Source organism: Diplocloster hominis, assembly GCF_032380655.1.
GTDB lineage: Bacteria > Bacillota > Clostridia > Lachnospirales > Lachnospiraceae > Diplocloster > Diplocloster hominis.
On sequence record NZ_JAWDIY010000007.1, the window covers coordinates 18,466 to 41,517 of the forward strand.

Annotated in this window: 29 protein-coding genes; 7 read left to right on the top strand and 22 right to left on the bottom strand. The window is 42.7% G+C overall.

All coding sequences use genetic code 11. The annotated features are described in order from the left end of the window. Positions 1-5: 5 nt before the first annotated feature. The 14 genes from ABC831_RS08255 to ABC831_RS08320 all read right to left on the bottom strand — a co-directional run bounded on the left by ABC831_RS08255 (position 6) and on the right by ABC831_RS08320 (position 9,660). A complete protein-coding gene (locus ABC831_RS08255; RefSeq protein WP_343247740.1) occupies positions 6-1,019 on the bottom strand; it encodes a tyrosine-type recombinase/integrase in 1,014 nt (337 codons plus the stop codon). 215 nt (positions 1,020-1,234) lie between these two features. Next, complete coding sequence (locus tag ABC831_RS08260; RefSeq protein ID WP_343247741.1) at positions 1,235-1,543, bottom strand: hypothetical protein; 309 nt, start codon at positions 1,541-1,543, stop codon at positions 1,235-1,237. Continuing rightward, positions 1,531-2,232, bottom strand: coding sequence for a hypothetical protein (locus ABC831_RS08265; protein WP_343247742.1), 702 nt, complete (start codon positions 2,230-2,232; stop codon positions 1,531-1,533). The genes ABC831_RS08260 and ABC831_RS08265 overlap by 13 nt, the downstream gene beginning before the upstream one ends. A 218-nt stretch (positions 2,233-2,450) precedes the next feature. Further along, a complete protein-coding gene (locus ABC831_RS08270) occupies positions 2,451-2,687 on the bottom strand; it encodes a hypothetical protein (RefSeq protein ID WP_343247743.1) in 237 nt (78 codons plus the stop codon). A gap of 5 nt (positions 2,688-2,692) precedes the next feature. Continuing rightward, positions 2,693-3,136 (bottom strand): hypothetical protein, encoded by a 444-nt coding sequence (locus ABC831_RS08275; RefSeq protein ID WP_343247744.1) that lies wholly within the window; start codon positions 3,134-3,136, stop codon positions 2,693-2,695. A 213-nt stretch (positions 3,137-3,349) separates the two neighbouring features. After that, positions 3,350-4,726, bottom strand: a complete 1,377-nt coding sequence (locus ABC831_RS08280; RefSeq protein ID WP_343247745.1) for a hypothetical protein — start codon at positions 4,724-4,726, stop codon at positions 3,350-3,352. Continuing rightward, entirely contained in the window at positions 4,726-4,974 is a 249-nt protein-coding gene (locus ABC831_RS08285; RefSeq protein WP_343247746.1) for a hypothetical protein, read from the bottom strand. The genes ABC831_RS08280 and ABC831_RS08285 overlap by 1 nt, the downstream gene beginning before the upstream one ends. 12 nt (positions 4,975-4,986) lie before the next feature. Further along, a complete protein-coding gene (locus ABC831_RS08290) occupies positions 4,987-6,954 on the bottom strand; it encodes a PcfJ domain-containing protein (RefSeq protein WP_343247747.1) in 1,968 nt (655 codons plus the stop codon). Next, a complete protein-coding gene (locus ABC831_RS08295; RefSeq protein WP_343247748.1) occupies positions 6,951-7,445 on the bottom strand; it encodes a hypothetical protein in 495 nt (164 codons plus the stop codon). Before ABC831_RS08295 ends, ABC831_RS08290 begins: the two co-directional genes overlap by 4 nt. After that, the gene (locus tag ABC831_RS08300) at positions 7,421-7,876 is read right to left on the bottom strand and encodes a ribonuclease H family protein (RefSeq protein WP_343247749.1); all 456 of its coding nucleotides are present in this window, start codon (positions 7,874-7,876) and stop codon (positions 7,421-7,423) included. The genes ABC831_RS08295 and ABC831_RS08300 overlap by 25 nt, the downstream gene beginning before the upstream one ends. Continuing rightward, positions 7,852-8,631: a rolling circle replication-associated protein gene (locus ABC831_RS08305; RefSeq protein WP_343247750.1), complete on the bottom strand. Its 780-nt coding sequence runs from the start codon at positions 8,629-8,631 to the stop codon at positions 7,852-7,854. The genes ABC831_RS08300 and ABC831_RS08305 overlap by 25 nt, the downstream gene beginning before the upstream one ends. Positions 8,632-8,925: 294 nt before the next feature. Next, positions 8,926-9,063, bottom strand: a complete 138-nt coding sequence (locus ABC831_RS08310; protein ID WP_343247751.1) for a hypothetical protein — start codon at positions 9,061-9,063, stop codon at positions 8,926-8,928. 12 nt (positions 9,064-9,075) lie between these two features. Next, on the bottom strand, positions 9,076-9,468 hold the full coding sequence (locus tag ABC831_RS08315) for a 3D domain-containing protein (protein WP_343247752.1): 393 nt from the start codon (positions 9,466-9,468) through the stop codon (positions 9,076-9,078). Positions 9,469-9,501: 33 nt separating this feature from the next. Next, positions 9,502-9,660 (bottom strand): hypothetical protein, encoded by a 159-nt coding sequence (locus ABC831_RS08320; RefSeq protein ID WP_343247753.1) that lies wholly within the window; start codon positions 9,658-9,660, stop codon positions 9,502-9,504. 110 nt (positions 9,661-9,770) lie between these two features. Between ABC831_RS08320 and ABC831_RS08325 the strand changes: the two genes are divergently transcribed. Beyond that, a complete protein-coding gene (locus ABC831_RS08325) occupies positions 9,771-10,118 on the top strand; it encodes a hypothetical protein (RefSeq protein ID WP_343247754.1) in 348 nt (115 codons plus the stop codon). Here ABC831_RS08325 and ABC831_RS08330 read toward each other — a convergent pair. The 3 genes from ABC831_RS08330 to ABC831_RS08340 all read right to left on the bottom strand — a co-directional run bounded on the left by ABC831_RS08330 (position 10,069) and on the right by ABC831_RS08340 (position 11,273). Then, on the bottom strand, positions 10,069-10,530 hold the full coding sequence (locus tag ABC831_RS08330) for a Thoeris anti-defense Tad2 family protein (protein ID WP_343247755.1): 462 nt from the start codon (positions 10,528-10,530) through the stop codon (positions 10,069-10,071). The two genes, ABC831_RS08325 and ABC831_RS08330, sit on opposite strands and share 50 nt — an antisense overlap. A gap of 304 nt (positions 10,531-10,834) precedes the next feature. Further along, positions 10,835-10,963 carry a hypothetical protein gene (locus ABC831_RS08335; protein WP_343247756.1) on the bottom strand — a complete coding sequence of 43 codons (129 nt, stop codon included), beginning with the start codon at positions 10,961-10,963 and terminating at the stop codon, positions 10,835-10,837. 76 nt (positions 10,964-11,039) lie between these two features. Further along, positions 11,040-11,273 (bottom strand): helix-turn-helix domain-containing protein, encoded by a 234-nt coding sequence (locus ABC831_RS08340; RefSeq protein ID WP_343247757.1) that lies wholly within the window; start codon positions 11,271-11,273, stop codon positions 11,040-11,042. Positions 11,274-11,427: 154 nt separating this feature from the next. Here ABC831_RS08340 and ABC831_RS08345 point away from each other — a divergent pair, with 154 nt between their 5' ends. The 5 genes from ABC831_RS08345 to ABC831_RS08365 all read left to right on the top strand — a co-directional run bounded on the left by ABC831_RS08345 (position 11,428) and on the right by ABC831_RS08365 (position 15,542). After that, complete coding sequence (locus ABC831_RS08345) at positions 11,428-12,162, top strand: XRE family transcriptional regulator (protein WP_343247758.1); 735 nt, start codon at positions 11,428-11,430, stop codon at positions 12,160-12,162. A 31-nt stretch (positions 12,163-12,193) separates the two neighbouring features. Then, positions 12,194-13,087, top strand: a complete 894-nt coding sequence (locus ABC831_RS08350; protein WP_343247759.1) for a hypothetical protein — start codon at positions 12,194-12,196, stop codon at positions 13,085-13,087. 87 nt (positions 13,088-13,174) lie between these two features. After that, positions 13,175-13,357 (top strand): type II toxin-antitoxin system HicA family toxin, encoded by a 183-nt coding sequence (locus ABC831_RS08355; protein WP_343247760.1) that lies wholly within the window; start codon positions 13,175-13,177, stop codon positions 13,355-13,357. A gap of 26 nt (positions 13,358-13,383) precedes the next feature. Next, positions 13,384-13,788 (top strand): type II toxin-antitoxin system HicB family antitoxin, encoded by a 405-nt coding sequence (locus ABC831_RS08360; protein ID WP_343247761.1) that lies wholly within the window; start codon positions 13,384-13,386, stop codon positions 13,786-13,788. A gap of 146 nt (positions 13,789-13,934) precedes the next feature. Then, positions 13,935-15,542 (top strand): recombinase family protein, encoded by a 1,608-nt coding sequence (locus tag ABC831_RS08365; protein ID WP_343247762.1) that lies wholly within the window; start codon positions 13,935-13,937, stop codon positions 15,540-15,542. A gap of 6 nt (positions 15,543-15,548) precedes the next feature. Here the strand turns inward: ABC831_RS08365 and ABC831_RS08370 are convergent, their stop codons facing one another. The 3 genes from ABC831_RS08370 to ABC831_RS08380 form a co-directional block, all read right to left on the bottom strand. Then, positions 15,549-16,361 (bottom strand): TadA family conjugal transfer-associated ATPase, encoded by an 813-nt coding sequence (locus tag ABC831_RS08370; RefSeq protein ID WP_343247763.1) that lies wholly within the window; start codon positions 16,359-16,361, stop codon positions 15,549-15,551. Next, the gene (locus tag ABC831_RS08375; protein ID WP_343247764.1) at positions 16,349-17,365 is read right to left on the bottom strand and encodes a P-loop NTPase family protein; all 1,017 of its coding nucleotides are present in this window, start codon (positions 17,363-17,365) and stop codon (positions 16,349-16,351) included. Before ABC831_RS08375 ends, ABC831_RS08370 begins: the two co-directional genes overlap by 13 nt. 194 nt (positions 17,366-17,559) lie before the next feature. After that, positions 17,560-17,988, bottom strand: a complete 429-nt coding sequence (locus tag ABC831_RS08380; protein WP_343247765.1) for a pro-sigmaK processing inhibitor BofA family protein — start codon at positions 17,986-17,988, stop codon at positions 17,560-17,562. Positions 17,989-18,081: 93 nt separating this feature from the next. On the opposite strand from ABC831_RS08380, the gene ABC831_RS08385 reads away from it, so the two are divergent. Continuing rightward, on the top strand, positions 18,082-18,297 hold the full coding sequence (locus ABC831_RS08385; RefSeq protein ID WP_158342088.1) for a YaaL family protein: 216 nt from the start codon (positions 18,082-18,084) through the stop codon (positions 18,295-18,297). Between the two features lie 241 nt (positions 18,298-18,538). Here ABC831_RS08385 and ABC831_RS08390 read toward each other — a convergent pair whose 3' ends face one another. Beyond that, a complete protein-coding gene (locus ABC831_RS08390; protein ID WP_343247766.1) occupies positions 18,539-19,891 on the bottom strand; it encodes an alpha-amylase family glycosyl hydrolase in 1,353 nt (450 codons plus the stop codon). Positions 19,892-19,910: 19 nt separating this feature from the next. Then, on the bottom strand, positions 19,911-22,460 hold the full coding sequence (locus ABC831_RS08395; RefSeq protein WP_343247767.1) for a tetratricopeptide repeat protein: 2,550 nt from the start codon (positions 22,458-22,460) through the stop codon (positions 19,911-19,913). Positions 22,461-23,052 lie beyond the last annotated feature (592 nt).

Consider the following 23,052-nt stretch of genomic DNA (forward strand, 5'->3'; position numbering starts at 1 on the left):
TCTGCTTATGCTACACATCTATTGAACATATATTGGATCTCTTCCGGCTCGATCGTAATGTAGCAAGCCTCTGTTACTTGGGTCGATGCGTGCCCCAGGATCTCTTTGATGTATTCCAGGCTGCATCCATTCCGATGCAATGTTGTGGCCAGCGTCTTTCTGAAGATATGCACCGTACAATTTTTCTGTATCCCTGCGCGGACTCCTAGGTTTTTGGTGATCTTCTCGGCGTTCTCCCGTCTCATCCGGCCGCACTTGCTCGGATCATCATAATTACGGACGAACAACGCCGGATTATTGTCCTTACGAATCTTAAGGTAGTTGATCAGATGCACCCGCGCTTTCGGGGTTAAGAACACGGTACGGTATTTCCGCCACTTCTCCCCGCAGACCTGGACCGTGTTATGGTTGAAATCAACATCCAGAATATCAAGATTAATCAGCTCTCCAACCCGAACCCCTGTCGAAAGGAGAAATTCCAGTAAAGCCCTCTCCAACTCGTTCCGACAAGCCGACCGAATATTTTCCTTTTCCTCTTCCGACAAATATATTTTTTTTCTTGCCTCTGGCTTGATATTTTTCAGGCATGCTACCGGATTAAATGATGCATACTTGTTTTCGATCGCCCAATTGTAAAAGCTTGATATGTACAGACGCTTGTTGGACTGTGTGGTAACCGATACCTTATCTTTTAGCATGTAAAAATACGCTTTTATATCCGATTTCTCCACCTGATCAAAATCCTTCTGCACGTAATCCAGCATCCGCCTGGTTTCATTGACATACTGCCTGATGCTCTTCTCCCTGACGTTCTCAAGCTTCTTGTCCGTCTCAAACTCGTGTATGATATATTCGTTTCGGCTCATACTTACTGTAGAAAGTTCTGTACACTCCTTCTCGATCTTCACCCCTTGCAGAGTTATGATCAGCACCTGTTCCAACTTCCTAAGATCCTGGTTTTCCAGTACAATCGACATAGCGGTCAGTATCTGCCTGATTATTTGTTCTTTTTCATTCATGCGCTTTTTCTCCTCTTTTGTATGTATTGCTTAAGGAGTATAAAAGTGCTATAATATCCTTAAGCAGTAGCTTGTGGTAGGTTTTCATCTTGGCGGGTGATCTACCACTATTTTTTTATTTTGTGTCCGAACATTCATTCGCAACATATGTTCGGTTCAGGCTGATTTTTTTGGTCCCAGGTAAACCGGGACCTTAGTTTTTATCCTGACATGGTTTAAGCATAACCTCTTGTTGAACCATGCTCTTCCCAAAATTCTCCATGATTTCCGAATTGGTATATTCTTCCGTTTAACGGGGATTCCGTTATTAGTAAGATTGTGCTGTCTTTCCATCCATTTTGTTTTGCCACATGTATTACCTCCTCAAATGTATAATCAAGACTTTTCTCGTTTCCAGGGAAGATCTCAACACATTTATCACTAAATATAATTTTTATATCATCTGCATATCCAATGCTGTCACAAAGGTTGATTTTACACATTATTTTTTCCTCGAAAAATTTCAGTTTAGTTAAGCAATCCATGCTTCCGGCGGCAACGCATCTGTATACCGTTCCCAGTCTCTGGATTCTTGACTCCAATCCTCTCTGGACCATCTGTCCGCACTGACTGCCTCATACAACTTTTCAATTTCTTTGACTGCCTGGAGAACCCCCGTGTTCTCATCCCGCAGAATATCAATCGCCGCTTTCAGACTGTCATACCTGCTTCGCAAACCAACGTATGCTTGATAGACCCTGAAACATTGTCTCGCCGCCGCTATCAATTCATCTTTTGTCATCTGCTTTAATTTTTTCTTCGTTTCATCCTCTGCGAAACTATCGGCACAGGATAGTCCAAAATAATCCTGTTCGAATGAATCCCATCCCAACAGACCTCCTCCTGATTCCCCGGCACCTATCGTAACAAAGAAGAGGTCAAAACAGTCTGGAACCCATTCCTCCTCTAAATCCCTTCTCATTTGTTCGCATTCAGCACACAAATCCCCAAAAGCCATTTTAAATTCATAAGCTTCATCCCCATCCCCATCAAGGGCATTGATAAGGGAATCTGCTCCATCTTCCGAATCCGTGTACCATCTAACATCTTCGCATTCACCCTGAATGTCCCATAAGTAATCTTTGATTTTGTCGATATTTAAGTCCTTTACGATTGGTTTCTTATACCGGAGATTCTTGGCTTTCAATCGACGTGTTTCCTCAGCATCTACCATGACATTTCTCCTTTAAATCTTAATATTTCTCCGTTAAAGACTTACTCCCATAAAGCAACAATTCCTTTAATATACACTGAAAATCAGCGTATAAATCAGCCAACTGTTCAAAATTCAGACACTCCGCAAATTGCTCTTCCATGAAAGCTCTGGTTTCGTCACTTACATATTGTTTCACAGTCTTTCATTTCCGGCTTATAGCCTAAACCCTAATTCTATTAGTTTACCCTTATCCAGCCAGCTAACACTTTGATTTCATCAGTCACCTCATCCCATTCTTTTACTAATCTCAAATAAGATTCTGTGATTTTTTCGCGGTTTATGATATCAACCACTGTCCCATAATTCATTCCCAAAGCATCAGCTATTGCCTTTTTAGTTGGCATTGCCTCAGATTCATAATATAGTTTTAATATCATTTCTTTTGTAGCTGGATGTGTTAACTGTCCTTTCATTTATCTCACTCCTTCAAATAACCATCGCATTCATCCAGGTACCTAAAACCAGGCTCTGCAGACTCCTGCTGCTGATCCAGTTCTTTTTCATCATCTAAATAATTTCTGCCAATCAATTTCATAAACTCCTGCCTGGTGTGTGTTACTTCGTAGAGTCTCTGAGCGTCCTGCTGCAATATCAACATATTCTCATGATTGTTGTGGACTGCTGCTGGCCCGCTAATATGGTGTTCCAGGCAGAGGAACACTTTCATACCCTCCGCCTCGGAGATCGCCCTGTTTGGTCCCCCGAAAATATGATGCTCATGGAGTACCTGGTATCTGCGAAAATCCTGATTAAGTTTCATACACAGATAACAGGTACCATCTTCGGTATGTAATATACTCGGCTTATGTCTCTTTCGTTTCTTCTTTTTTATCGGTTTTGCCAGTTTGGTCACTATGCTCATTTATTCCATTTCCTCTCAGACCATAATTTTGGTGGATTTTGGCATATAGTACAATTCCCGTCATGACAATATCCATCTTTCGCAAATATACACGGATTCCCATTTTCTGTATGCCTGCACTTGTTCTTTATGCTTCTGGCACACAAGGTTAAATATCCAGGAGAGTACAGGACGTTTCCATCCTGTGCAATCTCCTGTAGTGATTTTTTCTTTCTAAACCTCCTCAATAGTCCGGCCACGGTCATCCACCTCCTCATTCAGCCATGCTTCCCAAAATGATGTTTCGGTCATCATCTTCCATGTTTTTATTTTCATGGCCATATCAGCCAGCTCCTGTGCCATCCCGTACGCTGTGAGCGAATCTAAAAAGTCTTTCCTGCTGCCGAATGGCTTTTCAATGTTCTCTGGACTGTTCATAACCTCACATCCAGGTGCTATCTCTTCCTCTTGCGTAACTGCTGCCTCCTCTGCATCCTGTTCTCCGGTCCGATCAGCATGATCCACGCTGGAAATTTCCTTATGTTCAGCCACATTATCCTGCTCTTTTTCTAGGATTACCGCCGGTTTTTGCGCCGGCGCAATTTCCTCAGAGTGTCTCTCTTCTTCCGGTTCAGCGGCTTCTCTTGCTCCAGTGCCCTCCCCGCTGCTTTGGCTACTTTCTTTCCCTGCTGTATCATGTTCCTTTCCATCTCTTTCTCTCTCTGATCTGCTATCATCTGATTGTATTGGTTCGATGTTATCACTCCGATTTCCAGGATCTTCCTCGGACGGAGCTTTTTCACGTGTGCCTTCTTCTCCAATTCCTTTGGCGTGAGTTTCCTCCACATCTCCTGCATCACTCTCTCTGGGAGCCTCTGCGTCATCTTCTCCACCCCCAAAATAGTTCTTCCATGTCTTATGGCCTGCTGCCGCTTCTCCAAATATCTCCCGGGTGATAGAGAAGAACTCCGCCCACGTCATGGATTGTGGACTCATTCCGAATTTCTTTATCTTAATTTCTTGCTCGTACATCATCAGGAAGTACAGGCCTTTTTTGAAAGTCTTGTTCCCGCTTGGATTTACAATCTCCACCAACTTCTTTACTTCTCCCGTGGTATAGGCCTCGCTTGAAAACAGTTCATTCAACGTCTCCTGGTTCGTCTCAAAGAATTTTACAATCAACTCCCGGATGTCATCTGCAGTTCCCTCTACCGGAGTCTCCCGGTTGAATTGCTTCAATTCACGGATACCCTCCCTTGTAGCCTCCGGTCCAATCATCTCCAGATCCTGATCCGGCAGGGCTAACATCTCTGAGAGTTTACTGCTGCCCAGCTGCGCAAACTCTGGCCGGAGCTGATCGGAATACCCATCAATGGAGTATTTCTTGTTGATACTGATAAACCTTGATACGGTGGATGGGCTTAGGCCATATTCTGCCCCGGCAAATTCTGCAATGCTTTTATATCCATCCTGTTTATAGAGTTCCTGCTCCTCGATCTGCCGGAGCGTGTATCCGATCCGGACAAAGCTCTCCTGCACTCCTATGAGGTCTTTTTTCAGGCGTTCTTTCATGCTCATCCAATCGTCCAGTGTTATCTGTGTATATTCCATTAGTATCCCTCGCTTTCAGTCATTCTCGACAGTTCCTGTTCTGTTTTTCTAATCCTATTTGTTAGAATTTGTTCCATTATGTGGTCTCCCTTGGCTGTCCACATCTGCAGTTCCTTCGTATCTCTTTTGATTTTCTCTTCTAGTTCTTTTTTTGTCGGCTGTGTTCCTGCATCTATACTCATGTTCACTATTTTTGCTGGGATACCTCTGGCATTTAAACCATCTTGAATTCTTTCTAATTTGCTCATTCTCATTCTCCTTTACGCTATGGCGGCCACCTGGATTCTCACCAGAGCCTGCTGCCGTTTAATATTTTTCTTAAATTTCTCTAATACCTTGCTGATGATGGCTTGGTCCGGCTTTCGGTCAAATTCTGAATAATACTGCAGAATTGTATCATCTTTTAGGTTAATCTCTATGGTGTAATATGCTTTCTGCAGGTTTTCCTTTTTCCTCAAGAATAATATCCAGCTTTTCCCGTTTGCCATGCTCTCCATGTATTGGTCACTACTACCCACACAATGATGCAGCGTGCGCCCCTCTGTGACCAGTTCCTCACATTTTCCGGCCGGAATAATCATGTAGGTATCATCCTCCCAGAAATACCGCTTTACTTCCGGCAGATTCTTTCTGATTCTTTCATCCAATTTCTGGTATTTCTTCTTTTCCTTTTTCAGCCTTTCTGCATCCCGTCTAGCATTTATAAGCTCCACCAGCTGGTCATGCCTTGCCTTGAGGTCTTTCGGTAATCTTACAATATCGTCTGTGGTATCCATCCCCTCATCCCTGGCCATTCGGAGATAATCTCTCCATGTCTGGGCCAATGTCTTATGGCTTATATGCTGCTTTTTCATATAGTTCACCATACGGTTTACACTTCCAAGCTCTTTGAGGATATCCTCACAATCTCTCTTTGACACATCTTTTGCATTTAAGTACTCCAGAGACTCCTGGGAAATTTTAATCTTCTGGCCCATCTGCTCTCTTTCCTCCTCATACTGCAGCCATTCCAGAGTGTTCAGGCCACCATTGATCTGTTTCATCCGGTTTGTCCGATTCCCATCCAGCTGCAGAAGCCCTTTAACGCTTTCTGCATGTCCACATATGGCTTCTGGATTCCCCCACCATCCGTATTTCTCCACAATGTCTGCCACCATTTTCCCCAGTCCTGCTTTTGCCAGGTATTCCATCCAGGGGCGCTGATGGAATGTGGTAATGAATTTATTTACATTCAGCTTTTCTCTCTGCTTGGCCAGGAGATCCAATCCACTATTCTGCAGGTTTCCATATGGCAGCACTTCATCCAGATTACCTGGGTAGAGATAGGAACTCACAAAACGTTTATTGAGATTGTTTTTATCCCACCAGTCCTGTGCAAACTCATCCGCATCTGTCTCGGTTCCGTACCATACCTTTCCCCAACACTTTCCTTTAGGGATGATGGCCCGTCCCTCCTCGTAAAGCTGAATCTCTTTTGTCTCCCCGGCTTTCCATGTGCATACCGCCCTGAACTGCCGCTCTACCCATTCCTCCCCGCACGCCTGCAAGAGTATCACCGGGGTTTTTGCTGTCCGTTCCTGCTTTCTGCTGTACGCTTTCACGGATGCTCCACACTTCGGGCATGTGGTCATCTCTCCGTGTTTCCAGCCTTTTTTCTTCCAGCTGTGGCCTCCACAGGCTGTACAATGATAATCTGTTCTCTCCTTTCCCTTTTTGAAAAAGAGATAATTTCCAGGAAATATATCCTGCTGTACCCATTCCTCCATTTCATTCGGAACGCATGGTATTTTCTCCATCATCTCTTCTATACGCCGGCATTTTCTCTGGTAAGCTCTTTCGTATTTTACTTGATTCGCGCTTACTTCAAATGACGTTACATTGCATGTTCCCAGATATCCCAGTGCAGTCTGTTCGTCTTCCTTTGTTGCAAACTCCCAGTCATTCCCATAGTAATAGCTGTCACCTTTTATCGTGTCTAGGCTTTTGCATACTCTGGCCACATTGTTTATCATGCAGGTGTACCATTTCCCGTCTGCAAAGGCAGCATGGACCTTTTCTTCTTTGTCAGCAAAATATCTGCCTCTCAGCTGGCCCCCGTAGAATAGATCAATGTTCAGTATTTCTTTTCCATCAAATTCTACTACTTGGCTAACTGCCAGAACTTCATTACTACTCTTTTTAGGTGCAGCACAAGGCGGCGTATTCTTCAAAACCGCTGTCCGTTTCATCTGCTGCCACCTCCCGTGTAATACTCCCGGATGATTTTCTTTGCCCGGCCCATGCCTGGTATCCCTAAAGTGACTTTCCCTGCAGACACTCCGGCGGCCTTGATAATGTCCTTGTCCACTTCCTGCTGGTTCTTAAATGACCAGGCAAGAAGCTCCCCGATACAGTCTTTCAGGCTTCTGCCTTTCCTCCTCACATATGAGGCCAGTATCTCATCTTCCATACATTGTGCTTTCAGATATTCTACCCAGTCCTCCATGATCTCCTTTGGTTTCAGCGCCTTTGCCTCTACCTCGATCTTTCCAACTGCCGCCGTGAGTGCGTCACAGAGTACCGGCAGATCTCCCTGGACATACATTTCCACGAAGTCTTCCTGAATGCCGTTCTCCTTAGCCATCGCTTTCAGGCTATCAATATCTCCCTCGTTGAACAAATTTTCTGCTAACTCATTTATTTCTCTAAAAGAACTCAGTTCTCCAAATTTTTCAAACATTCCTGCTGCTCCTTTCGTCTATGTATTTCTGATGACAGCCATCCGGAATATACATGTTTTCCCGGTACTGTCAGAATCAGCTGTTTTTGCGCCAGCTGCCAGAGCTGAATCCATTCTTCCTGGTTTGCCACCGGCTTCCCCTTTGTTGTCAAGAATTCATTTTCGGCCCAGGTCTCCAGGTTTCGCTCAATCATGAAGAGAACAAACTCATCCTCTGTGTGCAGATACACCTCGCAGCTCTGGTTCAGCCGTCCCATGGCCTCTGTCATAGCCATGAGTATTGCCTGGTGATAGGTCCCCAGTATTTGGCCAAATCCCTCACGAGTTTCCGTCTTTCCGGATACCTCACATTCCAGTACATATCCAAACCACTTTGGCGTTGGCTTTGCGGATATGGTATCGACACCTATGTATGTGTGTACCTCAAACATGATTTATCCCTCCTGTTCAGCCGGATCATAGTGTACCTCCTGTATTTAAACCCTGTGGCTGGATTGATTCCCTCGTGGATCCTGGCAATGTAATACCCCTTTTTCGGTTTCGGATCCACCTTCCACCGGAACAGTATGTCCACATCCGGCTTTGGCAGCGGCATGTTCCGGCTGGTATTGTAGTTGGCTTCTTTCAGCCTGGGTTTTCCCGGAGTCCCGTCCGCTTTCTTATACTCATCCTTAGTCATGTAATTTGACAGCCGGCTGAAATCTTCATCATAGTATTTGCTGATCCGGATTTCTATGGACCAGGTCCCTCCCTTTTTCCATGCCCTCTGTAGAATACTGGCTGTATCTCCAATCTCATTTACGATTAGATGGATGTGCCAGGCCCCCTTTGTGCCTCTTTCTATGTTCCGGATCCAGAACAGCTCCCTGCCGCGCTTTTTGTATTCCTTTCTTACGTACCTCATCGCTTTTTGGAATTCTTTCAACGCCTCTCCCATGTTTGGCGGCCGGTTCTGAATTTCATATGTCCATGTTGCAAAACAGTCACCCGGGGAGAAATATTCCAGCATCCGCTGACGGCACCGCCTGGCTTTATTCTGTGCGTTGACCTCCCTCATCTGTTCTACTGTAGGCTTCGCTTTTTTATCTCTCTTCTTTCCGGGACCTCCGTATCTGCCGTCGTGGAACTCCTCCACATCCACTATGTCTCCATGCCTGAATCTGTATGTTTTTCTCTTTGTTGCCATAGTGCCTCGTGCCTCCATGTCCTAACTTTAATAGCTTTATCAAGCTTGAAACGGCGGCTTAATTCCCCCGTTTCCTTGACTTTTCAGGCCCACGGTGTTACTATGGTTTTGGGTTATTTCCATAGTTTTTATGGACCTGCTGGCATTTGCAGATGTCAGCTTTTTTTATCTGACGGTATCCTCTTTTTGGGAGGATACCGTTTTTCTTCTGTTTCTTTCTTATCCTGGCAATCGCATTGCTCTCCTGCATCCAGGTAAGCTCCACAATATTCGCAAATTTTAGGCGCCGTCATATTACTCCTTTCCAATTCTTTCTTCTGCTTTCCGGATCCGGCTCATGATTTCCTGGTGTCTCCGTTTAAATTCTTCATTGCCTAATTTCAACCGCTTTTCCTCGGCATCCATCATATCGTCCAGCTCCTGCTTAGTCATGCTATCATCCCCCTAACCAACCGCTCCTGGTATCACTCGGATGTATACTCTTTTCCGACCGTACTCAATACATTGACTCCTATTCTGTATGTACAGATCTACGATCCGGCCCTTAATCAATCTCCCTGTGTCCTGGGCCTCATAGATCCCTATCCACTCACCATCCTCATCCCACAACATCACCGCAGAACCGATCGGGATTACGTCGGGATCTACTGCCACCGTCACGCCCTCTCGTGGCCATTTTCCGGAGGCCGTCGGGTTCCCTGTCTCGCAGTAGGCCGTAGACATAAATGCCTCGGTGTCAGGCGGCTGATGGTCTTGTCCGGCATTTACCCGGATCGCGGCGGCGGCGATTATCATCAGAACGATGGCGATTATGATACCCCATTTAGTTTTATCCATTACTTTATCTCTTATCTCCTTATCTCTATTGAATCAGGCGAATAACTGGTTCCGCAACTCAACGAGCTTATCCAAACACTCGTTGAGTTGCTTTACTATTTCGAGCGTTGCTTTGCTATCTTCTCTAATAATTTGCAATGCTTCTTTGTATTCTTTTTCTCCCTCAATATAGATTCTTATTTTTTTATCCATCTTCTTCTCCTTACACAGCTTTTTTTCAGGTTTCTTATTGTCATTTCTTATTAAATCTCCTATACTTTAAATAAAATTTCTATAACTTTAATTATGAAAGGGGATACACCATGATTAATGCCCATTGCCGTAAATTTTTGAAATATTTAAGAACTAATTCCCCTGATTTTGAAGACCGTGTTTTTACCTATTCATATTTAGAAGCAAATTACGCGGAACCTATTGAATCGGTTTTCGCAATGGCTCGCTTTCTTAAAAAAGAAGGTTACATTGAAGTCGCCCTAAATCATGGAAATAGTTTCGGCGTTATCTTAACTGAGTTGGGGGCACATCCTCACCAATTTAAATGGGAAATTTTTAAATCTTTTTTGTTACGTTCTATCTTAGCCCCTATAGTTATTTCAATCATTACAACCTTACTAACACTGTGGATAAAAGGATTGTTATCAGGGCCGTGATCATACTCACAAATACCATCCATGCCCAATTAAATGTTTTAACATTTTGAATTTCTTCCCTTTTCGATTCGCTTATAGGTAGATAATATTTATCTATAATTGAATACGGATATCCATCACCTCTATGTTCACAAGATTCGCTAATCTCTTTTTCTGAACTGATATCTTTTTTGTGTGATATCATTCTTAATGTCTCCCAGTCATCCGCCATAAGGTCATCTGCCGTCGGATTCCAATGTCTACATGACCTTTGTTCTTCTCCATTTACAAAATGTTTAATAATACACGTATCATATGAATTTGTAGGAAGTATGGCACTTCTCCGCCCATTCGATCTACTCCAACCAGCACATTTCCTGTATATCAAAGCTCTTTCTTTGATAGCCATTTTTACCGCTTCTTGAATATTCACAATTTTTTCTCCTTAATATCTCTACTGGACTTGTTACTATTGAACCAGCAGTACAAAAGAAACTTATTTATCTAATGTTTCTGTACCCTTTTTCCCCCTTGATATAGTTCTTTATTTTTTATCCACTGCAATACACCTGCCCTTCTATTACACCGGCTCTAATCACTGGAACCCAGAATCCTGGGCTTTGTACAAATCCTAAAACTTTACCATCGTTAATAACGATAGATTTTCCCAGCCTCTTATGTAAGTCGATACAGTTTTCGATTGTAATCTGCTGCAAAGTCATGCGATATCCACTCCTCTAACCTGCTTTTTCAATTTTCTCATTCTCTTCTCTCTGCCGGAGCTGCTCCAGGCATGCTTCGGTGAAGCGCTTTTCAAATCCCTCGGTGTACGTCACCTTCACTTTGATTTCTTCTGGTATCTTCATACACTAGCCTCCTTACTAATTAATTTTCTATGTGGTCAATATCTATTACGAAATGTCGAGTGGCCTTTCCTTTAAGTTATACATTTACTATTTTTTTATTTTGTTGAGACGGTAGTCTCGGCTTTAAGAAGAAGTCCGTATTTACTCCCAAGACACCACACAAAAGCTCATATTCCTGGAATGTTAAACGTCTTTTTCCATTCAATGCAAGATTTAATTTGACCGGATCAATATTTGCTTCCTTACTTACATGTACTTGAGAAATTCCATTTTCTTCTAAATACTTTTTAATCTTCAAACCTACCTCCATATTAATTACCTCCTTTCTCACTTCGATTCAATCGAAGTTATTTTTATACTATACCGGTTATTTCGAAATGTCAATATGATTTTCCGGTTTAATCGAAATATTCATTTACAATTTCGAAATTCAGTGTTATACTCCTAATTACAGGAGGTGCTTTATGGAACTAACTTTTGGGAAAAAAATAAGAGAAGCTCGACAGGCTAAAGGTTTTACTCAAAAACAACTTGCAGAAAAAATAAAGGCAAAGCATAATTCTGTCAGTGATTGGGAAAACGATAAAAATAAGCCAGATCCTGATACAATAGAACTTTTGTGTGGAGTCTTAGAAATAACGCCTAATTATTTATTAGCAGCTTCTTCAAACGACTTTACTCCTAACGAAAAACTAATTATTGAAAAATATCGTCTTCTAGATGATTATGGTAAAGAAACGATGTCATTTGTTCTCGACCGTGAAGTTGGCCGAATTCAGCTCTTAAAAAAAGATGCTTCACCAAAAAAACAGGAGAACTCCATATATCAAGAAAATCCGAATACTCGTTTAATAACATACTATTATCGCCTGGCGTCCGCCGGAACTGGCCAAATTGTGTTTGATATGCCGCCCTCTAAATATATCGAAATCCCAGATCTGCCAGAATTCCGGCAGGCAGCATATGCTATCGGAGTAAATGGTAATAGTATGGAGCCAATTTATAATGATGGTGACATGTTACTTGTAGAAATGACAGAAGAGATCGATATTGGTGAAATAGGAATATTTATTGTAGATGGGGACTGCTTCGTTAAAAAATTAGGAGAAAATGTGCTTATATCACTTAATCCTAAGTATCCGAATATTAAGTTATGTGGATCTGTAAAATGTATGGGAAAAGTAATTGGAAAACTATAAATATTTCTTTTTTGATAGGGGGATGAATAGTATGAAAAAATATGTATTATTTCTTTTAACTATTTCTGTATTTTTATTTAGCGGATGTGGTAACGAATCTAATGTTTCACAGTCAACACCGACCACCGAATCTGAAACACCGGAGGCAGAAGAGGTTGAAATTAAGAAGGAATTTCCTGCATATTATCTAAATTTGGTAGCTCATTATAACAATATTGCAAAGGAAAACAATTTAACTTATGAGCATCCAGTGCATAAAATATTACATGAAGAAGATCCTGATAGTTCTTTCTCATATTCATATAACTTTGCAATACAAAGTACGAAAAGCGCTAAAGATTGTGAAACAGTTATGATTTATGAAAAAAAAGATGGAACATTGATAAAAAGTTTTAAGGCTAATTTTTCGGATGATTTTGATAATCAAACATTAAAAGATTTTTTATTTGCATCTATTAGTATAGCAAATAAAAATTTAAGTAAAGATAAAGCCCTAGAAGACATGCAAAGTTTGATTAATTCTTATGATGGTAAATCTATTAGTGACCTTTATCAAACTGATACCTATACAATTTTTCTCAGGCCAAGAAAGATTATAGATAATAACAATGTTGTATATATGTGTTATAATGAAGAACTTAATGTACGTGATGAATCAAAAAATTATACATCTGCAGATTTCGATATGATCTCATCTCCACTAAATTCAGGTATCGATGTAAACATAAATGCCACAGTTATATCGACAACTTATGCAAAAGATTTAGGTGCAGATATCTTAACAGTTGTTGATGAATCCGGAAATGAATTTTCGATCTATTATATGTACCAAAATTTTTGCTTTGATTTTAAAGAAAATGAATCTTATACATTCTACGGTACAATAACGAAGGATTCGGGATTACGATTAGATTATTTTGAATAGTTCGAAATTTATGCGTATTATGCGTATTTTGTCCTTGACTTTTATGCGTATTATGCGTATAATATAAAGTGTAAGGAGGTACTGGTAATGAGATTTAGAGAGTTGGAGAAAATAATTAAAAAGGATGGCTGGTATTTCATAAAACAAGTCGGATCTCATCACCAATATAAACATCCGACGAAGCCAGGCAAGGTAACGATACCAGAACATCCAGGAGATCTCGATATCAAAACCGTAAACTCCATACTAAAACAGGCGGGCCTTAAATAAAGGCCCGCGCAAGGAGGTAGATATAAATGAAATTTGTTTATCCGGCTTGCTTTTACCCATGCGAAGAACATTCAGGCTATACGGTTGTTGTACCGGATCTGCCAGGCTGTGTCACTGAGGGAAACAGTATTGCGGATGCAATCGAAATGGCTGTCGATGCTGCAAGCGGCTGGATCCTTGGCGAAATCGAGGAAGGAAACAGCTTCCCAGGACCCAGCGATTACAAAGATGTCCAACTCGATCCTGATTATGGAGATGGTTTTGTAAACCTCATTGTCCTGGATATGGATGCCTATACTGAAAAATTTGGTGACAAAGCAGTTCGAAAAAACCTTACGATTCCAGCTTGGCTAAATACGTATGCGGAGACCCATAACATTAATTTTTCAAAAGTCCTTCAGGATTCATTAATGGAAATGGCTAAAAAATAAAAAACCGCCCCGGGCGGCAACCCGGAACGGCTTATACCACTCTCCTTGCGGATAGCGATATAGATTTTACGCATTTTTATCTTATCGCACTTCCGTGAAATCTGCAAGGATTTCTTTTTTATACTCTTTTTTACCGGAGGTGCGACATGAGAAATAGAAAGAAAAAAAAGCTCCGAGCCGGAATATATGCCCGGCGTACTATTGACAGTGAGACATCAGATTCCATCCAAATGCAGGTTGATGCTTGTCATAAGTACCTTGATCTGGCCCGCCCTGGTGAGATCGAGTCAATAGTCGTTTACACCGATGAAGGATTCACCCGGCGGAATACGGATCGGCCAGACTGGGAACGTATGATGTGCGATATCGAGGCTAAAGCATTAGATCTTATCTGCACATACAAAATTGACCGGATCAGCGGAAACATGAGAGACTTTGCTCTGTTTTACACAAAAGTTGTCGATGATTTTGATATGCAGCTAATCTCTGTCAGAGAAGGTATAGATTCTTCCCTGCCTCTTATCGGAGAGGTAATGGCATACATTTCGGCCATGATGTCAACGTACGAAGTAAAGCAAGATTCTATCAGATCATTCGATAATTCCAGAAATCTTGCCGTACATGGTTTCTGGTTTGGTGGAAAGCCGCCCATTGGTTATACGCTCTTACCAGTAACAGTAAATGGTAAAATTCATAAAATCCTTGAGCCGGCTCCCGAGGATGTTGCATATAAAGAAAATCTGGTATCCATTTTCTTGAATAAAAACCTGACTCTTTCAGGTATGGAAGGATATCTAAGGCGTTCGGGAATCAAGACCAGAAACGGAAAGTTTTTTTCTACAACTCAGATATATGCATTGCTGACTGCACCTCAGTGCGTGGCAAATACACCTGAAATATATGATTATTTTGAAGGATTGGGTTGTGAAATGGAACAACAGTATTCTTCGCGGGAAAAATGGGATGGAAAACATGGAATAATCGTTTTTGGAAGAACCACAGAGCAAAAGGGGAAGCATAAAGTAAATCCGCCGGAGGATTGGTTAGTTAGTATCGGACTACACAAGCCCATCATGACTGCTGATATGTATTTACGTATCCGGGAACAGTTAGACTCCCATACTTATGTAAAGACTTGTAGCCATCCACCGGAGCTTTTGAAGGGAATACTCCGTTGTAAGTGCGGATCGATCATGAGAGTTAGTTACAAAAAAAAGGTTGATGGATCTTACAGTTCCTGGTACTACTGCCTTAGGCGAATGCGTCAAGGGGTTGAATATTGCGAAAGTCGTCAAATTAAAACAATCCTCCTGGATAATGAAGTGCTGAAAATATTCAAACAGATCAGTGCTGACCCAAAAGCAATAGACAAATATATAAACCAGGATGCAACTCGCAATAGTAAAACATCGGCTTCTAGACTTCGAAATCGAGAGAAGATATTGCAGGATAAGATTGGGAACCTGGTAGCCGCTCTTTCAAAAAACAGCGAGTCCTCAGCTTCAAAATATATTATTGAAGAAATGGAACACCTAGATCAAGAATTGAAGGAATGTCGACAACAAATTCTGTTTTCTGCCGCCGAGGAAAGAAAGGCTATTTTCGCCAAAAAGGATATACAGAAAAAACGTGAGGAAATTTGCAGTTTCATCCAGAACTTTGAACAGTTTACAATGCATGAAAAAAACGAGATAGTACGAAATGTCCTGAAGGAGTGTATTTGGGATGGCGAGGTGCTTAAAATTGTGCTTTAATTTTCCCTATATCATTCTGCGACCATCTGGTCTCATTCGGAGTGCCGCCCGGATGAGATCCCTGATCGTTATTTCATGAATCCCCTCCATATTTGCGCTTCTCGCCTCCAGCCGCACCAGGTTCTCCGCTCCCTGGATCTGTAATTCCGCGTTGTCCTCAATGACAATCAGTCTTTCATCCGCTGGGATATAACTGCTGAGCGCATTCAGAAATGTAGTTTTCCCAGATCCGGTTCCTCCGCTGATGAAGATGTTATAGCCGGCGGCCACCAGATTTTTCAAAAAGCCGGCAGCCTCTTTTGTGATGGATCTCCATTGGATAAGATCACTCATCGTTATGGCCTTATCCGGGAACCGCCGTATCGTCAAAATCGGTCCGTTGATCGCCACTGGCGGCAGCACCACATGTACCCTGGCCCCGTTTTCCAGCCTTGCGTCTGCGATCGGATTCGTTTCATTTACCATCCGGTTGGATTTTGCCACAATCTGCTGCACCACATCCTCTAACTTCTGACGGGACGCAAATTGTCTTCCCCATTTCGTGATTTTTCCATCTCTTTCGACAAAAATACAATCTGTCCCATTTACCATAATCTCCGTCACATTAGGATCGTCTACCAGTTCCTGAAGTACATCCAGCTTTCGGATCGTATGAAATATCTCCCTTCGGATTCCCTCCCGGGCAGACAATGATAGATAGGACTCTCTGCCGTATGCGACAATTACTTTGTCGATCAGATCAAGAACCTCCTCATCTTCGTATTCCCTGGACAAGTCCATCTCCGATAATACCCGCTCTCTCAGAGTCACTGTGTCCATATATTCCCCTCTTTCAAAAGCTCCCGGACATATTCCCCTATTTCACTGTGGGCCAGCTGTTCCGGCGGACATCCCCTGCTGCTGATCGTCGGAAATACAGGAAAATTCAGTTTTTCAGTTTTCGCCAGTAATTCCCCCTGATCTGCAAGCGTTAACAGTTTTTCGTATTGCTCAATTTTCGACGAAGACACCGGATCATCCCGGACCGGCATATAGATCTTTCCACACAGGTTCAATACGTGAAAGAGGTTATCCACACTCAACCCGAAATCAATCACAATCTTTTCGTATCCACTGTACAGGATCAGCTCATCCAGAAGATATTCCCATTCCCGATAGGATATTTCTCTTAAATCCATCACTGAGAGCATCGGAGGAATATAGTCCAGCGATCCGATTTTCTGCATCATACCGGTTATCCGATAAATCAGATTTGGCTTCTCCTGCCTTAAAAAATAAATCAGGTCAGACAGATTTTCCTGAAAATCCAGCCCCAAACGTTCCTGGAGGCCGGAGTATTCTTCCAGATTCAAATACAGGGTATGGTATTCCTCCGAAAGGATCTGTCCCAGAGTAATCGCAAAGGTTGTCTTAAGAGTTCTCCCGACAGGTGAATAAATTCCGATAATCTCAAGTTCTTTTCTGGCTACCGATGGCAGAACCGCATGTTCCGACTCCGAATAGCAGGCCATCACTTCCCTTAAGATCCTGCTGGCAGACTGATATTTGTACACGACAGGATATGTTTCTTTTTCCTGCGGATCGCTTCCATCCGACAACAGGATAAGTTTGCCCTGGGGGATACTCTCCACTTCCGGATTCAGCGAAGTTCCCCCGATCAGCAGAATCTCAACCGCCTGATCATCCGCAAAGACTTTCAGCTGTTCCGGATCAGAAAATGCCTGGATCTGAAACGGAAACATGGATTTCTGACTCAGGACATCCGACAGACGGCGCACATAAGACTCCTCAGCATCACAAATCGCCAAAATGCTTTTTTTCAATTAATTTCCCTCCATAAGATTTTCAATCCAAAGAAAAACGTTCCTCCTTCTGTCTAAATAATAAAAAATGGAAATCCGGTCCGAATCAGACCTTAAAGATAATAAAGCTTGTCTGCCTCTGGAACGAAGCAGCCGAAACATGTTTCTTGAATGAATTATATAGCAGTTCAATTGTGATGTCCATTGTAAAAATATCACAAAATTTGAACTGCCATAATTCCATAAAGTAACGCAAATCCAGGTATGCCGAGGCCTCCGACTGTCAAAAGGCTGGCCGGATTTAATCCCACGGCAATCGCAATATTTTGTGCCGCCAGAAACTGATTCACAAAATATATGCCGATAACCCCCATAACCATCCGCAGCAGAAAATTAACCAAAATCTCCGTGTTTTTCCGGAACATCACGATCACCAGTACAACACCACAAGCTCCCAGAATCCACCATAGTCCCTGCATCATATCCATATTTGTCACCAGGCTTGTAAATCTTCTTATTCCATATATATCACCTAACACCCGGAAATATTCTGATTTTTTATCGCTATGAGCACTTAGTGCCTGTATTCTAATGCACTTACGTGCGATGCATGAAAAATAGTCAGCAAGGTTTTTTACGAGCACTGCTATTTTTAAGTATAGATTTTCTATTTTTGACTATAATTAGTAAAAAGAGACTGTTGTAATTTTCCAGTATAAGAGAAAGTAGGGATTTGATTGAAAAACATTTTCAAAAAAGATGCGCCCGATAAAAGCCAGCTTCTGTACGATATTGACAAAACCAAGAACGCATTGGATACCGCCTATTCAAACTTTGAAAATGTAGTGGACCCTGATTTAATAGACTGTTACATTTATGAGGTGAATGCGGTACAGAAACGCTACAAATTTCTTCTGGATCAGGCCAGACGGCTTGAATTACAGGAATTGTAGATCTTATCCGGTTTATACAGAATCACCGGCCTGTTTTATAACCCATTAATTTCAGAATGTAATATACGCAGCACGGCTTTTAGTATTCACAAGGCCCTGCTGCGTATTAATTTTCTCTAATCTATATACTTTGAGGCTATATAACAGCCCTTTCCTGTGATGCACAGAAAAGAGTTTCGCTTACGATACTCTCCGCCTGCGGCGAGCCGCCTAAGACAGCTGTCGGTATTATCCCCGGCACCTACCCGATACATAAAACTGCACTGCTGTTTGCCTCCAGCCGCACTTTCCATGTACCGCTTTCCAAGGATACCTGCCCGCCCCGCACAGCATCTATACCAAAGGCAGCTGTTATCGGAATCGGTACGGATATTTCCGCGTCCTGCTCATCATTGTTTACTGCGATCAATACGGCTTTGTCATCTAAGATCCTGGCGAATGCGTACTGCCGGTTCGTTAAGACCAATTCCTTATAAATCCCATAAGAGAGCGCACGGTTTTCTTTTTTCATACGCCCAAGAGTGCGGATCCATTCCTCCAGCCCGTCTGCAGGAGCATTCCCCTTTATTTCCTCCAAATCCAGCCGGGGCCTGAGCGGATCATCATTCCCTCCCTCTTTTTTTCCCTCGATTCCCCATTCGGAACCATAGTAGATGGAAGGAACACCCGGCAGCGTGTATAAAAGTGTGTAGACAGGATTCAAATTCTCTTTTACCGTGAGCTTACTGGCCAGGCGGTCCACATCGTGATTGTCCACGAAAGAGTACAGCTTTGTATTCCGGTAAATCCCTCCGTTCTGGTCAAATTCGCGGCGGATCGTATGAGCGATTTCAAAATAGTTATGATCGTTATGCCCGGAATACAGCCCTTTATGGAGCTCATAATTAGTCACCGAATGCAGTGTTTCCGGGTTCGCCCAGCGGCTGTAATCCCCATGGATCACTTCTCCCATCAGCCAAAAATCTTCTTTTTCGGCTGAGGTTCTTCTGCGCATCTCTTTCATAAAATCAAAATTCAGGCAGTCCGCACAGTCCAGACGGATACCGTCAATGTCAAAGTCCGCGATCCATTCATGAATAACCTCATACAGATAATTACGCACTTCCTCATTGTCCAGATTCAAATTGGCCAACTCGTAACAGCCTCTCCAGGCCGCGTAAGAAAAGCCGTCATGATACGGTGTATTCCCACCAAAATTCAGGTCGCGGTACCAATATCGGTATTGGGAATTTTCACGATTCTGACGGATATCCTGAAAAGCAAAAAAATCCCGTCCTGTATGATTGAATACACCGTCCACCACAACCTTAACTCCCAGTTCATGGCAGGCTGCAACAAACTGGCGGAAGTCGTCATTGTCTCCCAGACGCCTGTCCACTTTTTTATAATCAATCGTATCGTAACCGTGTGTGGATGCTTCAAAGAGCGGACCTATATAAACCGCAGTACAGTTAAGCTCTTTTATATGATTCATCCAGGAGGAAAGCTCACGCATCCGGTGAACCACTTCTCCTCCTTCATTTACTCTGGGCGCTCCCAGCAGCCCCAACGGGTATATATGATAAAATATTGCCTCTTCATACCAGACTGACATTGATTTCCTCCTGCTGCTTCTATGATTCTTCTTCGAAATGCTTTTCTTTCAGAATGACTCTTTTCTCGTCATCATATCTCTTATTTCCGGCCAGGAATTTTCCGATTGAGAATTTGGCTTCTCTGTCAGTGGCCCGGTCCACCAGCTCCTTCACTTCTGCTACGGTCACATTATGGTCATCGGTCTGCCGGTTCCCGATCTCATTATACAGCGCCAGAATGCCCATTTCTTCAATGGAATAACCGATCTCATTGGCATAGTGTCTCGCAAACTCTATGAGCTCATCGTTATTAAATACCGGAATTTCAATGGTAGATATAAATTTTCTGGCAAACACCGGATTCTTCACCAGGCACTGATAAAGATCTTCCTTACTGTCTTCCAGCACGATCAAAGACTCCTCTGTCATGGAACACATCCACCTGTCCAGGTCATTGACTGTCTTCTCCGACATGGAGCCGGCCTGTTCGATGACCAGGGCTCCGCCGCGGATTTTTTTCATCACGTCCGCCACTTTTTTATTGTTCAATGACTTTGCCGTGATCTTCCCTACTTTGGCATCCTTCTTATTTTTGACCTGATAGATCGCTTTCACTACATCGATGGCGAGAACCGTCTTGCCTGTACCATGTTCACCGGTAATCAGAATATTTCCAGTTATCGAGGTGCCGTTTCTCTTCTTGCAGTTCCGCTCATTTTCCAGTACGGTTTCCAGCTGCTGCCGCATACCTCTTACTGGTATAAAATAGTTAAAAATGTCATGGTATTCTTTTGGCAGCGGTTTTAAGGCCAGTGGTTCTCTTACCTGTTTCATCTCCAGCTGCGCTCTCGCTTCCGTCTCCACCAGGGCCTCTATATCATCCGGTATGCTGTCTTCGATCTTCTCCTCCAAATCGTTTGCCGCATCGTCGTTCTCTTCCGGCAAAACGTCAAACCCGGGTTCCGCGCTCCCATCTTCCGTGCTATCCGCAGCATCCGCTAATTCCTGTTCCAGATCTTCGATGTCATCTGCTTTCTGTCTTTGGAGGAACTCTTCCTGATCCGGCTCATATTTTTCCAGCAGACTCTTCACATCATCCGGGATCTGAACCTGATAATCCTCATTGAGCATCTGGTCTATCTTCTCTTTTGACTCTTTGATCGCCGCGTGGGCCTGAAGCACAATGTCTTCGGACGCTTTCTCAAAGCGTTCACCCATGATCTCCTTTAAGTTATTGGCCAGTTCTTCCTCCAGCGCTTCCTCATCCAGCTTAGCGCTATCCGCTGATTTAAACGGATCAAACGCATGATGAACAACCGGCTCGGTCAATTCGTAATCCGGTTCCAGATCTATCTTCTTTTTCATGCGTTTTTTGCTGGCGGCCATCTCCACACGGCTTCTCCTGGGTAATGTCCGAAATGGATCGCTGGGAAGTCCCTCTGGCTTAGCGATAATATCCTGTGCAGCAGAATTCTCATGGCTGACAACCTGATCTTGATATGCAGTATCTGAAAAATCATCTGATACTTCCGTTGTATCCCCCTGGGAGATATTTTCGGACAGCTGTTCCTCTGGAGAATACTGCTCTTCCAATATATCGTTTTCCGCATCTGCCACTTCATCTATGTCAGTTATTTCTTCCTGATCCGCTACTTCTTCTATGTCAGTTATTTCTTCCTTACCTGTTACTTCTTCTGTATCTGTTATTTCTTCTGCTTCCGTCACTTCATCCGCAGCTCTATATTCAGATCTCACTAACGCTTCTAACTGTTCCACCCTCTGCGCATCCGCCTGCGCTTTAAAACGCTGCACTTCAGCGGCCAGATCCGGCAGTTCTATTTCTGGCTCATCAGCCGCTTCTTTTTTCTTTTTCTTCAAGAGCTGGAACTTTTGTGCCGGGATATCTTCCTCCGGGGCCAATTCTTCCCCGGGATCGTCCATAGACGGCTCCTGCACGGGGGCCGGAGCATTTTGAGATATCAAAGCCGCTTCATATTTTTCCTGCTGCAAAGGGGTCAGCGGTTTGAACATCTTCTTTAATTCCATGGCTTTTGTCACGAATTCCCCTTCGCTAAACCATAAAATCAGTTCATCACACTCTTCCACACACTTCTGTGTCATTCCCGCAGAAGCATAGAGCCTTGCCAGTTCAAAGACCCATTTTTCATCGTATTCATGCCGTTTATAGTCTTCCAGAATCTTAATCTGATCTTCAATCGCAGACCCTCTGGCCTGATATATCCTGTATTTTAAGATAAACCGGTCGGTATCATTGGGCGCCAGCTGCACAAACTCCTGAAAATAATCGATCGCTTGATCAATCTCCCCCAGCTTAACACTGAGCTCGGAAAGCCGGTATACGATTCGACGGCTGGATGGGGAATAATCATAGGCTTGTAGCAGAAGCTCACGTGCTTCTTCATATTGTCCGTTTTTTCTGTAAATCTCACTTGCCAGACAAAGCATGCGGGCATTCTTAACTCTTGTCCAATCTACGGTTTCTGCTATTTCCAAAGCGGACGTATAGTCCTTTAACTCTATTAATTTATTTATTTTTCCAACTTTTATTCGGTATTCGTTTTTATCCAACTGAATCACCTCTGCCGATTTTGCCTATTGTTTTTAGTTTATCATACTCGTTACGGGCTTGTCAAAATATTGAATAGGAAAATCCAGGTGTATTGAGCTTCATTTCACAGATCTGGGATGGTCTGAAGAGGGGCTGCTCCTTCTTTTCCCTGCATGGTGCAGGATGAATGGGGAAGTTATAGGAATGAACTGGTAAATTTTGTTATTTCATAGGTCTTTAACATCCTTGCCCCTCCATAAATTAAAATAGCCGTTATAGGTTTTCCTGTAACGGCTATTTTATATATTTAATTATATTATATTTTTATTTAAAACCGGAGGCTTTTTCGATTCTTGATTCTTGCATTTTATTTTACTGCTCTTGAACTATCTTTCTTCTTCCTTCTTCTTTTGTAACTTTTTCGTCTATGTCATCCAAAATTTCCAAAGATACTTTCTCGTCATATCTTCTTCTATAATTTCAACCTATATATAATGTATCAATCTTCTTAAAAAAACTGCTGCGGAAGACTTTCTATATTATATACGATTTACTCTTATCTTTTGATTCCCGTTTCTTTACACGTTTATCAAAAATTTTTGGATCACTGAT

Bases quoted from the DNA above. Each gene is read 5' to 3' on its own strand.
- ABC831_RS08390 (WP_343247766.1), bottom strand. From the start codon at position 19,891: ATGTCAGTCTGGTATGAAGAGGCAATATTTTATCATATATACCCGTTG.
- ABC831_RS08270 (WP_343247743.1), bottom strand. From the start codon at position 2,687: ATGAAAGGACAGTTAACACATCCAGCTACAAAAGAAATGATATTAAAA.
- ABC831_RS08300 (WP_343247749.1), bottom strand. From the start codon at position 7,876: ATGTTTGAGGTACACACATACATAGGTGTCGATACCATATCCGCAAAG.
- ABC831_RS08315 (WP_343247752.1), bottom strand. From the start codon at position 9,468: ATGGATAAAACTAAATGGGGTATCATAATCGCCATCGTTCTGATGATA.
- ABC831_RS08325 (WP_343247754.1), top strand. From the start codon at position 9,771: ATGATTAATGCCCATTGCCGTAAATTTTTGAAATATTTAAGAACTAAT.
- ABC831_RS08295 (WP_343247748.1), bottom strand. From the start codon at position 7,445: ATGTTTGAAAAATTTGGAGAACTGAGTTCTTTTAGAGAAATAAATGAG.
- ABC831_RS08265 (WP_343247742.1), bottom strand. From the start codon at position 2,232: ATGGTAGATGCTGAGGAAACACGTCGATTGAAAGCCAAGAATCTCCGG.
- ABC831_RS08310 (WP_343247751.1), bottom strand. From the start codon at position 9,063: ATGACTAAGCAGGAGCTGGACGATATGATGGATGCCGAGGAAAAGCGG.
- ABC831_RS08370 (WP_343247763.1), bottom strand. From the start codon at position 16,361: ATGGACACAGTGACTCTGAGAGAGCGGGTATTATCGGAGATGGACTTG.
- ABC831_RS08290 (WP_343247747.1), bottom strand. From the start codon at position 6,954: ATGAAACGGACAGCGGTTTTGAAGAATACGCCGCCTTGTGCTGCACCT.
- ABC831_RS08275 (WP_343247744.1), bottom strand. From the start codon at position 3,136: ATGAGCATAGTGACCAAACTGGCAAAACCGATAAAAAAGAAGAAACGA.
- ABC831_RS08360 (WP_343247761.1), top strand. From the start codon at position 13,384: ATGAAATTTGTTTATCCGGCTTGCTTTTACCCATGCGAAGAACATTCA.
- ABC831_RS08345 (WP_343247758.1), top strand. From the start codon at position 11,428: ATGGAACTAACTTTTGGGAAAAAAATAAGAGAAGCTCGACAGGCTAAA.
- ABC831_RS08255 (WP_343247740.1), bottom strand. From the start codon at position 1,019: ATGAATGAAAAAGAACAAATAATCAGGCAGATACTGACCGCTATGTCG.
- ABC831_RS08320 (WP_343247753.1), bottom strand. From the start codon at position 9,660: ATGGATAAAAAAATAAGAATCTATATTGAGGGAGAAAAAGAATACAAA.
- ABC831_RS08260 (WP_343247741.1), bottom strand. From the start codon at position 1,543: ATGGATTGCTTAACTAAACTGAAATTTTTCGAGGAAAAAATAATGTGT.
- ABC831_RS08350 (WP_343247759.1), top strand. From the start codon at position 12,194: ATGAAAAAATATGTATTATTTCTTTTAACTATTTCTGTATTTTTATTT.
- ABC831_RS08355 (WP_343247760.1), top strand. From the start codon at position 13,175: ATGAGATTTAGAGAGTTGGAGAAAATAATTAAAAAGGATGGCTGGTAT.
- ABC831_RS08305 (WP_343247750.1), bottom strand. From the start codon at position 8,631: ATGGCAACAAAGAGAAAAACATACAGATTCAGGCATGGAGACATAGTG.
- ABC831_RS08335 (WP_343247756.1), bottom strand. From the start codon at position 10,963: ATGAAGATACCAGAAGAAATCAAAGTGAAGGTGACGTACACCGAGGGA.
- ABC831_RS08340 (WP_343247757.1), bottom strand. From the start codon at position 11,273: ATGGAGGTAGGTTTGAAGATTAAAAAGTATTTAGAAGAAAATGGAATT.
- ABC831_RS08285 (WP_343247746.1), bottom strand. From the start codon at position 4,974: ATGAGCAAATTAGAAAGAATTCAAGATGGTTTAAATGCCAGAGGTATC.
- ABC831_RS08280 (WP_343247745.1), bottom strand. From the start codon at position 4,726: ATGGAATATACACAGATAACACTGGACGATTGGATGAGCATGAAAGAA.
- ABC831_RS08365 (WP_343247762.1), top strand. From the start codon at position 13,935: ATGAGAAATAGAAAGAAAAAAAAGCTCCGAGCCGGAATATATGCCCGG.